Source organism: Streptomyces sp. AA1529, assembly GCF_000280905.1.
Taxonomy (GTDB): Bacteria; Actinomycetota; Actinomycetes; order Streptomycetales; family Streptomycetaceae; genus Streptomyces.
This window is the reverse complement of the sequence record NZ_ALAP01000078.1, coordinates 264461-275410: the sequence shown is the minus strand read 5'-3', so window position 1 is coordinate 275410 and position 10950 is coordinate 264461. Positions and strand designations below refer to the sequence as shown.

6 protein-coding genes are annotated in these 10950 nt (G+C 75.8%); all 6 read left to right on the top strand.

Annotated elements, in window-relative coordinates; genetic code table 11:
* The first annotated feature begins 62 nt into the window (after positions 1–62).
* The 6 genes from A949_RS0123465 to A949_RS0123435 all read left to right on the top strand — a co-directional run bounded on the left by A949_RS0123465 (position 63) and on the right by A949_RS0123435 (position 10942).
* Positions 63–1055 carry a thiopeptide-type bacteriocin biosynthesis protein gene (locus tag A949_RS0123465; protein ID WP_106428876.1) on the top strand — a complete coding sequence of 331 codons (993 nt, stop codon included), beginning with the start codon at positions 63–65 and terminating at the stop codon, positions 1053–1055.
* Positions 1056–1737: 682 nt separating this feature from the next.
* Positions 1738–3555: a fatty acyl-AMP ligase gene (locus A949_RS0123455; RefSeq protein WP_078534202.1), complete on the top strand. Its 1818-nt coding sequence runs from the start codon at positions 1738–1740 to the stop codon at positions 3553–3555.
* Positions 3552–5546, top strand: coding sequence for an acyl-CoA dehydrogenase (locus A949_RS0123450; protein WP_019358481.1), 1995 nt, complete (start codon positions 3552–3554; stop codon positions 5544–5546). The genes A949_RS0123455 and A949_RS0123450 overlap by 4 nt, the downstream gene beginning before the upstream one ends.
* On the top strand, positions 5540–7369 hold the full coding sequence (locus A949_RS0123445) for an acyl-CoA dehydrogenase family protein (RefSeq protein ID WP_019358480.1): 1830 nt from the start codon (positions 5540–5542) through the stop codon (positions 7367–7369). Before A949_RS0123450 ends, A949_RS0123445 begins: the two co-directional genes overlap by 7 nt.
* A gap of 10 nt (positions 7370–7379) precedes the next feature.
* The gene (locus tag A949_RS0123440; protein WP_019358479.1) at positions 7380–7745 is read left to right on the top strand and encodes an acyl carrier protein; all 366 of its coding nucleotides are present in this window, start codon (positions 7380–7382) and stop codon (positions 7743–7745) included.
* A 2-nt stretch (positions 7746–7747) separates the two neighbouring features.
* Positions 7748–10942 (top strand): type I polyketide synthase, encoded by a 3195-nt coding sequence (locus tag A949_RS0123435; protein ID WP_019358478.1) that lies wholly within the window; start codon positions 7748–7750, stop codon positions 10940–10942.
* Positions 10943–10950 lie beyond the last annotated feature (8 nt).

Genomic DNA, 10950 nt, shown 5'->3' with positions numbered 1-10950 from the left:
CGGGCACCTCCTTTCCAGGACGTGATCGCGGGCGGCGCGGTCACCGGTGAAGGGGGCGGGAATTGCCCGAGGGTTGGTATCTGCTGCGTCCCGGGCGTGCCCGGCCCGCAGTCGTGGGGCGGCTGCGGGAGCTGCGGTCGCGGGGCCGGGCGGCGCTGTCGGCGGGGATCACCGCCGGGCTCGCCGCCGCCCGGGACGCCGGGGCCGGAGCGCCCTGGGCGCAGGTCAATCTGACCGTGGCACGGGACGCGCGGGCCCGGGCCGAGTTCTGCGCCGAACTCGGCGTGGTGGCACGGGAATTCCTGGGCGCGGAGCGGGCGCGGAACTTCTTCTTCACGCATCAGGATCCCGCGGTCCGGGTGCGCTTCCAGGCGTTCGGGCCGCAGGACGCCGCCGAGTTGCGTACCGCGCTGCTGCACCGGTTCGCACGGTGCCAGGGGGCGCGCACCCGGCCCGTGCCGGTGGTCTACGAGCACGAGCACTACCTGTTCGGCGGTCCGGCCTCGATGCCGTACGCGCACGATCTCTTCAGCATCGACTCCTTCGCCTGGCTGGATCACCACGCCCGGCATCCCGGCGGGGAGGACCGGTCCGCGGCCTGGCGGCACTCGCTGCTGATCCTGCGCGAGCTCTTCGCCGGACTGGGCATCACCGGCCGGGAGCACCGCGGGGTGTGGCACGCGTTGAGCCGCCAGACCGGCCACGGCCCCAGAGGCTTCGCGGCGGCCGGCGCCCGGGCGGCACGGGAGCAGGCCGCCGCCCGTATCGCCGCGTACTGGCGCATCCCGCGCGAAGAGGCGCTGCACGCCTTCCCCGAGGAGCACCGCGCCGCGCTGGCCCGGCACGCCGAGGCGGTGCGCAAGGTGGCGGCCCGCTGGCGGGACGGGTATTTCGAGGCGGGCCGGGCCACCGTCGGACCCCGGACGGCCGCGGCCTGCTTCACCGCCTCGCACTGGAACCGGGGCCGGCTCTCCCCGGCCCGCCAGCGGCTGCTCACCCATGTCCTGGCGGCCGAGGAGGGCGCCCCGCACGCGCCCCCGCCGCCCAGCCGCTGACCCGTGCCCGGCCCGGTGCCGGCCCCGGCACCGGGCACCGCACTTCCCACCGCAGCCGCGGACCGGCGCCCCCGGCCGGCCCGGGCGCCGCGGGCCGCACCGGTACCGCTGCGACCGCACCCCAGCGGTGCTCCACGGCGACGGTCTGTGCTGGTGGGGCCGTGGAGCCGCAGACGGTTTCGGGGAGCCCGGGTGGCGACACTGATCGAGGAGCATGCGCTCATCGGGGCATGCGGACCGCTGCGCCGGTGGCCCGAGACCGGGCTCGAAGGGCTGGCTGTGCCTGCCGTGGTCCGCCCCCGGCGGTCTCACCGGTCTCCTCGGCACCGGCGACAACGGGTCGGGGGCGCGCACGGTGGGGCGGCGCGGGTGCCGCGGATTTCTGGAGCCGTCGTCGAGCGGGCGCGCGCATCCTGGGCCCCCGTTTCGGAATCCCGGGAGGCCACGGTGTGGGTGCGCAAGGTGTTGGCGGCGGTGTGGCGGGCGCTGTCCACGTACGGACTGATCTGGGTGGTGCCGCACTTCGACGTGACGGAGCAGGAAGAGGAGGAACAGGCCCGGTCCACGCTGAATAAAGGGGGACTTGAGAGAACCACGTCAAGCTCTCGCCAGAGATGACACGTTCGCGGTCGTCTGCAAAGGCCCGCCCGTCGGGCGGGTCGCCAACGGGGCTATGGGGGCGATGATTGCTGTGCCCAGGAACTTCACGCAACTCGCACTGCGCAGGATCCACGAGCGGCCCGACGCGACCGCCTACCAGTTCGTCCGGGCCGGGCACGACGACCGGCTCGAGGCCGACTCCCTCAGCTACGGGGAGGTGGGTGCGCGCTCCCTGCGTCTGGCCGCCTGGCTCCAGGCGCGCGGCTGCCACGGCCAGCGGGTGCTGATCCTGCACACCGACGGCGCCCAGTTCGTCACCAGTTTCCTCGGCTGCCTGTTCGCCGGAGCGGTGGCCGTCCCGGCGCCGCCGCCCGGTGGCGCCCGGCAGAACGTGGAGCGGGTCGCCAACATCATCAAGGACGCCGCCGTCAGCTATCTGATGACGGACTCGGCCAACGCCTCCGCGGTCTCCCAGCTGCTGGCCTCCATCGGCCACCCCGAGGTCGTCTGCCTGGCCACCGACCGGGCGGTGGCCGGTGCGGCGGGCACCCAGGAGGCCGGTGGCGGCGAGCCGCAGTGGCACGAGCCCGGGCTGTTCCCCGACGACGTCGCCTACCTGCAGTACACCTCCGGGTCGGTCAGCGACCCCAAGGGGGTCATGGTGACCCACCGCAATCTGCTCGCCAACCAGGAGGCCATCCAGCAGGGGATGCGGACCACGGCGGACTCGGTGGTCGGCGGCTGGCTGCCGTTCCACCACGACATGGGCCTGGCGGGCCACCTGCTGCATCCGCTGTGGCTGGGCAGCAGAGGCGTGCTGCTGCCGCCGATCAGCTTCGTCAAACGCCCGGTCAACTGGCTGCGGATGATCGACACCTACGGCATCACCACCGGCGGGGGGCCGAACCTGGGCTACGACCTGTGCCTGCGCCGCGTCACCGACGAGCAGTCGGCGGGACTGGACCTCTCCCGCTGGACGACGGCCGTCAACGGCGCCGAGCCGGTGCGCGCCGAGACCATGGACGCGTTCGCCGAGCGGTTCGCGTCCACCGGCTTCCGCCGCGAGGCGTTCTACCCCTGCTACGGGCTGGCCGAGGCCACGCTGCTGGTCTCCGGCGGGTCGCCCGGAGCGCCGGCGCTGGAGCGCACCGTGGACAGCGCCGACCTGGAGCACCACACCGTGCGCGCGGCGCGGCCGGGCAGGCCGAGCCGCACCCTGGTCAGCTCGGGCATCCCGCGCGGCTGCGAGGTGCGGATCGTGGACCCGGAGAGCCACGCGCCACTGCCGGACCGCCGGGTCGGTGAGATCTGGGTGCGCGGGGAGAGCGTGGCGCACGGCTACTGGAACCGGCCGCTGGACAACGCGCACGCCTTCCGCGCCACCCTGGCGGACGGTACCGACGGCTTCCTGCGCACCGGGGACCTGGGAGTGCGCGAGGGCGGGGAGCTGTTCGTCACCGGGCGGCTCAAGGACATCATGATCGTCTCCGGGCGCAATCTGTACCCGCAGGACATCGAGCGCAGCGTGCAGCAGGTCAGCGCCCTCTTCGGGTCCAGCGCCGCGTTCTCGGTGGAGTCGGAGCGCGACCATGTGGTCGTCGTCCAGGAGGTGCGCACCAGCCGCAGCTACGACACCCGGCTGGCGTCGCTGGCGGCGGACGTGCAGCAGCGCGTGGCCAGCGAGTTCGAGGTCGCCGCCGAGAACGTGCTGCTGGTGCGCCCCGGCACGGTGCGCCGGACCACCAGCGGCAAGTTGCAGCGCCGCGCCATGCGGCAGATGTTCCTGGAGGGCCAGATCCATCCGCTGCACGAGGTGGTCGCGCCCGAGGTGCGCAAGCTCGTGGAGGCCGCGGCCGACGCGCGGGCCGACAGCCGCCGCGGCGCCGGGGAGCGAGGGTGACGGTGGTGCGCGGGCGGCGGACGCCGCAGCGTGGACCGTCCGCCGCGGGCTCCTCGCCCCCCGCACCCGCGGCGTCGTCCGGGGCCGCGGAGGAACCGGAGGAGCCGGAGGAATCGCCGGAGCCGGCACCCGCACCGGTGCACCCGGAACCGGCCGCGGGGCTGCCGCTGGCCGAACGGCTGGACGCCCTGCTCGGCGACCCCGAGGACGCTGCGGGCCCGCTCGGCTACGCGGCCGCCGCCCGCCAGGACGCCGCCGAGGAGTTCCCGGCGGCCGTCTGCGCCGCACTCGACCGCATCGGCGTGCCGCACTACTACGTGCCCGCGCGGTACGGCGGCGCGCTCACCGGGCTGCCGCAGCTCCTGGAAGTGGTCCGCGCCCTGGCCCGGCGGGATCTGACGAGTGCCGTGGCACACGGCAAGACCTTCCTGGGCGCCGTCTGCGTCTGGGTCGCCGAGGAGAGCGCCGGGACCGCGCGGCTGGCCGACCTGGTGCGCGCCGGGGAGCTGGTCTCGCTCGGGCTCACCGAACGCGCCCACGGCAGCGACCTGATGGCGGGCGAGGTCGTCGCCGAGGCGGCACCGGAGGGCTACCGCATCACCGGCGAGAAGTGGCTGATCAACAACGCCACCCGCGGCCGGCTGGTCTGCCTGCTGGCCCGCACCGCGCCGGAGGGCGGGCCGCGCGGCTTCAGTCTGCTGCTCGTGGACAAGACCCGGCTGCCGCACGGGACGTGGCGTCCGTTGCCCAAGGTGCCCACGCTGGGCATTCGCGGCGCCGACATCAGCGGCATCGCCTTCGACGCGGCGCCGGTCGGCCGGGACGGGCTGGTCGGCCGGGAGGGCGAGGGCCCCGAGACCGTGCTGAAGGCGCTGCAGATCACCCGCTCGCTGTGCACCGGGCTGTCGCTGGGCGCCGCCGACCACGGGCTGCGGCTGGCCTACGGTTTCGCCGCGGGGCGCGAACTGTACGGGCGGCGGATGCTGGACCTGCCCCTGGTACGGCGGACGCTGGCGGAGTGCTACGCCGACCTGCTGGCCGCCGAGGCGCTCAGCCTGGTCGCGGCCCGCAGCATCCACACACTGCCCGAGGAGCTGAGCGTCACCTCCGCGGTGGCCAAGTACCTGGTGCCCACGACGGTGGACCGGATCCTGCTGCGGCTGCGCGGTGTGCTGGGGGCGCGCGCGTTCCTCAGCGACCACCACGCGCACGGGCGCTTCCAGAAACTGGAGCGCGACCACCGGATCGTGGGGATCTTCGACGGCAACACGATGGTGAACCTGTACGCGCTCACCGCCCAGTTCCGCACGCTGGCCCGCGGGTTCGCGGCACCGGCCGGAAGCGGCGCGGTCCGGCACCGGGACTGGGAGGCCGCCACCTTCTCCGCGGACCGGCCGCTGCCCCGGCTGCGGCCGGAGGCGCTGAGTCTGCTGGCCCGGCACGGCAGCACGCTGGCCGCCTCGCTTCCCGGCAGTACCGCGGTGCTCGTCCGCGCCGCCGCGGACGACGTCCGGCTGGTCCCGGCGGCGCGTGCGGCCCGTACCCTCACCGCCGCCTGCCGCGGGCTGCACACCCGGATGGGCGCGGCCCGGCTGCTGCCCGGCGGGGCGCCCGTGGAGAGCTTCGACCTGGCCCGCGGCTACAGCGGCTGCCTGGCCGCCGCCTGTGCGCTGGGGCTGTGGCGGTACGGCGGGGACGGCGGGAGCGCCGGAGACGCCGGAGACGCCGGAGACGGCGGGGGCGGCGGGGGCGGCGCAGGGAGGGCCGCTCCGTCGCCGCTGTGGCTCCATGCGGTGCTGGACCGGCTCTCGAGCGGGCTGGAGGAAGCTGTACCCGGCAGTACGGGGCCGTTGCCGCGGCCCCGGGGGGTGGAGGAGGAGGCGCGGGAGCCGCTGTACGAGCGGCTGCTGGAACGGATGGCCGCACAGTACGCGGCGGGGGAGCTGTTCTCGCTGTTCCCCTGCCGCACAGCGGAGGGACCGCCATGCTGACGCCGACCGAGCGCAAGGCCGAGGGCGAGGCCACCGGGGCCGACGAGGAGCTCCGGATCCAGCACCGGATCGCCGATCTGGAACGCCGCTTCGGCGCTCCGGACGATCCGGGCAATCCGCTGGGCACCGCAGCCCTGCTGGCCGCCGACGAGCGCGGTGAACTGCTCGCCGAGGCGGAGGACGTGCTCACCGACTTCCGGCTGAACGCCGAGTTCGTGCCCCGGGAGCGGGGCGGGCGGCTCGACCGGGTCGACACCCTGGGACGGGTGCTGCGCACCGTCTTCCGCCGGGACGCCAGCCTGGGCCTCGGCTACGGCGCCACCACGTTCCTGGCCGCCGTGGCGGTCTGGGCGGCCGGGACCGAGGAGCAGCGCCGCCGGGTCGCCGAACTGCTGCTGAACGGCGGCCGGCTGGCCATCGCCTACCACGAGCTGGCGCACGGCAACGACTTCGTACGCAACGAGTTCCGGGCCACCCCCACCGCCGACGGCGGGTTCCGGCTCGACGGCGTCAAGCAGGTCATCAACAACGTCGTACGGGCCGAGGCGCTCGTCCTCTTCAGCCGGACCGACGAGGCGGCGGGCAGCCGCAGCCATTCCGTGCTGCTGGTCGAGAAGGACCGCCTCCCCGCCGGACGGCTGCGCTATCTGCCGCGCTACCACACCGTCGGGGTGCGCGGCTGCCAGAACGCGGGCATCGAGTTCACCGACTGCCCCGTCGACGGGGACGCGCTCGTCGGAGAGGTGGGCGACGGCGTCGAACTGGCCCTCAGATCCTTCCAGATCACCCGCAGCGTCGTTCCCTCGATGATCCTGGGCGGGGGCGACACGGCCCTGCGCACCGCGGTGGGCTTCGCCCTCGACCGGCAGCTCTACAACCGCTCGGTGCTGGAGATCCCGCACGCCCGCGCCACCCTCGTCGGCGCCTTCACCGACCTGCTGATCTGCGACTGCCTGGCGCTGGCCGCCACCCGCGCCGTCCATCTGCTGCCCGCCGAGACCAGCGTGTACGCGGCAGCCGTCAAGTATCTGCTGCCCAAGCTGCTGACGGAGACCACCTACGACCTGTCCGTCGTGCTGGGCGCCAACTTCTATGTGCGCGGCGGCGAGTACGGGGCCTTCCAGAAGCATGTACGGGACCTGCCGATGATCAGCCTGGGCCATGCGGGCACCGCCGCCTGCCAGGCGACGATCATCCCGCAGCTGCCTCGGCTGGCCCGCACCGCGTGGTGCGGCGGCACACCCGCGCCCGACGGGCTGTTCCGGATCCGGGACCCGCTGCCCCCGCTGGACCCGGCGCGGCTCGCCCTCGTGGCGACCTCCGACTCGCTGGCCTGCTCCCTGGTGGGAGCCGCCGGGGAACTGGCGGCCGACGGTGCCCGCACCGGCGTCCACCGCCCGGCGCTGACCGCGCTGGCGGGCGAGCTGGAGGCGGAGCTGCGCGCCCTCCAGGAGGAGTGCGCGGCCATGCCCGCCAGGGACCGCACGGTACTGGCCAGCCCGCGCGCCTACGCGGGCGCGGACCGCTATGCGCTGCTGCTGGCGGCCGCCGCCTGCCTGGGAGTGTGGCGCCGGCAGAGCCGGGACCCGGACGGGGGCCGGCCCCCGGGTTCCGCCGGGAGCGCCGGGCCGCAGCCGGCCGGTGCCGGTTTCCTCGCCGGCCCCGGGTGGCTGACCGCCGCCCTCGCCCGGCTCGTCAGGCGGCTCGGCCGCCCGCTGCCCGAGCTGCCCTCCGAGGTGGAAGGGCACCTGCTGGACGAGGTACTCGCGCGCTACCACGAGGGACGCAGCTACGACCTGTACGACACCCCGCTCGCCGGCTGAGGAGCATGCCATGATGCCGCAACCGACCGGGGCCCGGGTCCCGGATCCGCCGGGGAGCCGTCCGCCGGGCCCGACCCGGGCGGCGCTCCCCGCGGCGCTGGGGGAGCGCGAGTTCGCGCGGTGGCTGACCGACCGCCTCGCGGAGTTCCTGGGCCGACCGGCCGAGGACATCGATCCGCGCACGCCCTTCGCGGAGTACGGGCTGGACTCCGTGGCCGCGCTGAGCCTCTACGGCGACATCGAGGACGAGTTCGCGCTCTTCATGGAGCCCACCGTCGCCTGGGACCACCCGACGGTCGAGGCGCTGGCCCGCTGCCTGGCCGACGAGTACGCGCGCGGCGGACCCGCCCGCACCGACGGACCGGCGGAGGTGTGACGATGCCGCACCAGGAAGCCGCGCCGCACCAGGAAGCCGTCCTGCCCGAGGAAACCGTCCCGCTCCGGGGCGCCGCGCCGCAGCCGGACGCCGCGACCGGTGCCCCGGCGCCCGGGACGAACCCGCCGGCCGTCGCCGTGGTCGGTCTGGACTGCGCCTTTCCCGGGGCGCCCGACCCGCCCGGGTACTGGCGGCTGCTGAACGGCACCGCGCACGCCGTCGGCGCCCCGCCGCCCTCCCGTTTCCGGGGCGCGGCGCCGGGCGCTTTCCTGGCCGACGCCGACGCCTTCGACCCCGGATTCCTCGGCATCCCCATCGCCGAGGCGACCGCCATGGACCCGCAGCAGCGGCTGCTGCTGCAGTGCGCGTGGCGGGCGGTCGAGGACAGCGGGCTGCCGCCCTCCCGGCTGGCGGGCAGCCGCACCGGCAGCTACGTGGGGGCGATGTCCGACGACTGGGCCCGGCTGGCGCTGGCCGACCCGGACGGGATCACCCCGCGCACCGGAACCGGCAGCGGGCGCTCCATGCTGGCCAACCGGCTCGCCTACCAGTTCGATCTGCGCGGCCCCAGCCTCACCGTGGACACCGCCTGTTCCTCGTCGCTGGTGGCCGTGCACCTGGCGTGCACCGCGCTGCGGGCCGACGAGTGCGACCTGGCGCTGGCCTGCGGCGTCAACATCGTCATCGGCACCGCGCTGGACCGGATCTACCGGCAGGCCGGACTCGCCGCGGCCGATGGCCGGTGCAAACCGTTCACGGCCGCGGCCGACGGCATCGGCCGCGGCGAGGGCGTGGGCGTACTGGTGCTGCGCAGGCTGGACGACGCGGTGCGGCGCGGCGACCCGGTGTACGCCGTGCTGCACGGCAGCGCCGTCAACCAGGACGGCCGCAGCAACGGCATCATGGCGCCGCACCGCGCCGCGCAGCGGGACGTGGTCACCGCCGCGCGGCTGCGCGCGGGCGCCGAGCCCGGGCAGATCCGGTACGTCGAGGCGCACGGCACCGGCACCGCGCTCGGCGACCTCATCGAAGTGCTCGCGCTCGACGACGCGCTGGGCGCCCGGCAGGGCCCCCGCACGGCGCCCCTCGCGGTCGGCTCCGCGAAGAGCGCCGTCGGCCACACCGAGGGCGCCGCGGGGATGGCGGGACTGGTGAAGGCGGTGCTGGCGGTGCACCACGGCATCGTGCCGCCGGGACCGGCCGCGGGCGCCGAGAACGAGCGACTGGGCCTGGCTCGGCGGCGGATGGAGCTGCTGACCGAGCCGCTGGAGCTGGCCGCCCACGGGCCCGGTCTCCGCGTCGGCGTCTCCAGCTTCGGCATGGGCGGCACCAACGCACACCTCGTCCTGGGGCCGCCGCCGCACCCGCCGCACCCGCCGCACCCGCGACCGGCGGCCGGAGAGCCGTCCGCCGTGGGGGTGTTCACCCTCTCCGCCGACACCCCGGACGCGCTGCGCGACAACCTCCGCGTCCAGGCGGCCGCGGCCGCGGACCTGCCGGAGCGGGACGTGACGGCGCTGTGCCGGACGAGCAACCGGGTGCGGGCCGCACGGCCGGTCCGGTGCGCTGCGGTGGCCGGCACCCCGCGGGAACTGGCCGGGCAACTGCGGGCCGCCGCGGAGGCCGCACCGGGCCGGACCGCCCCGTCCGAAGAGCCCGCGGTGGCCTTCGTCTTCTCCGGTCACGGCTCCCAGCACCCCGGTATGACGGCCGCGCTGTACGCGGGCTCGCCCCTCTACCGCGGCTTCCTGCGGGAGGCGTCGGCCGCGCTGCGCCCCTGGACGGGTGAGCCGGTGCACGAGCTGCTGCTGTCCCGCGGCGCCCGCGTGCACCGCACCGGCCTCGCCCAGCCCGCGCTGTTCGCCGTCGAGTACGCGCTCGCCGCCGCCCTGCGGGAGCTGGGGGTCCGGCCCTGCGCGGTGCTCGGGTACGGCATCGGCGAGTTCGCGGCCGCGGTGGTCGCCGGAGGGCTGGAACTGGCCGACGCCGCCCGCCTGGTGGCCCGGCGGGCCGCGCTGCTGGAGGCGCTGCCCGAAGGTGGCGGGATGCTCGCCACCCGGGCCTCGGCCGCCGAGGCGCAGGCAGCCGTGGAGGCCGAGCCGCGGTGCGCGGTCGCCGCCGTCGAGGCTCCCGGCGCCACCGTGCTCTCCGGCACCCTGGCGGGCCTGGCCCGGGTCAGGGAGCGGCTGGGGCGGCGCGGCCTCGGCTGCACCACGCTGCCGGTCGTGCACGCCTTCCATTCGCCGCTGATGCAGCCGATGCTGGCCGCTTTCGCGGACGCCGCCGAGGGGGTGCCCGCCGCGGCGCCGCGCATCCCGTTCCACTCCACGGTGCACGGCGCACCGCTGCCTGCGGGGGCCGCGCCGGACGCTGCGTACTGGACGGCGCAGATCACGGCGACCGTCCGGTTCGCCGACGCCGTCGGCTCGCTGTGCGCCGACCCGCCCACGCACCTGGTCGAGATCGGCCCCGGCCCCGTACTGGCCCCCGTGCTGGGCCGGATCGGTGCCGCACGCGGTCTCCCGGTGCTCACCCCCTGCCGCGGCGCCGACTCCGGCCCGCGGGACCTCGCCGAGCTGGTGGCCCGGCTCTACGAGGACGGCCTCGACCCGCGCTGGGAGCGGCTGTACGCGGCCGCCGACCGGCGCACCGTACGGATGGCACCGCACGTCTTCGCCACCCGGTGGCGCTCCTGGCGGCAGCCGCCCCCGGCCCCTGCGCCGGTACCGCACCCCGACCACGCCGACCACCCCGACCACGCCGAGCCCGCCGAGCCCGCCGACCACGCCGACCACGCCGGGCCCGGCCCGGGTCCGTACCCGGACGACGGCACCGGCCCGCGCACCGCCACCGGGACGAGCACCGGCACCGCCACCGGCCCGGGCCCGCACGGCACGCCCGGGCAGCCGTCCGGCCCGGAGCCGTCCGGTGCGGCGGCGCCGCCGGACTTCGGGGCCGGGGTCCGCGCCGTGGTGGCCGAGATCACCGGCAGCGCGCCGGAGGAACTCGGCGAGGACGTGCGCTTCCACGACGACCTGGGCTTCGACTCGGTGATGCTGATGGAGCTCAAGTACCGGCTGGAGATGCGCTTTCCCGAACTGGGCGAGCTGTCGCTGCCCGAGATGATCGCCGGTCTGGTGAGCATCGGTTCCCTCGCCGCGTATCTGCGCGGCCTGCCGGCACCGGCGGCCGTGTGAGGGCCCCG

Excerpts from the sequence above, each read along its gene's own strand:
- A949_RS0123455 (WP_078534202.1), top strand. The coding sequence starts at position 1,738 with ATGATTGCTGTGCCCAGGAACTTCACGCAACTCGCACTGCGCAGGATC.
- A949_RS0123445 (WP_019358480.1), top strand. The coding sequence starts at position 5,540 with ATGCTGACGCCGACCGAGCGCAAGGCCGAGGGCGAGGCCACCGGGGCC.
- A949_RS0123440 (WP_019358479.1), top strand. The coding sequence starts at position 7,380 with ATGATGCCGCAACCGACCGGGGCCCGGGTCCCGGATCCGCCGGGGAGC.
- A949_RS0123435 (WP_019358478.1), top strand. The coding sequence starts at position 7,748 with ATGCCGCACCAGGAAGCCGCGCCGCACCAGGAAGCCGTCCTGCCCGAG.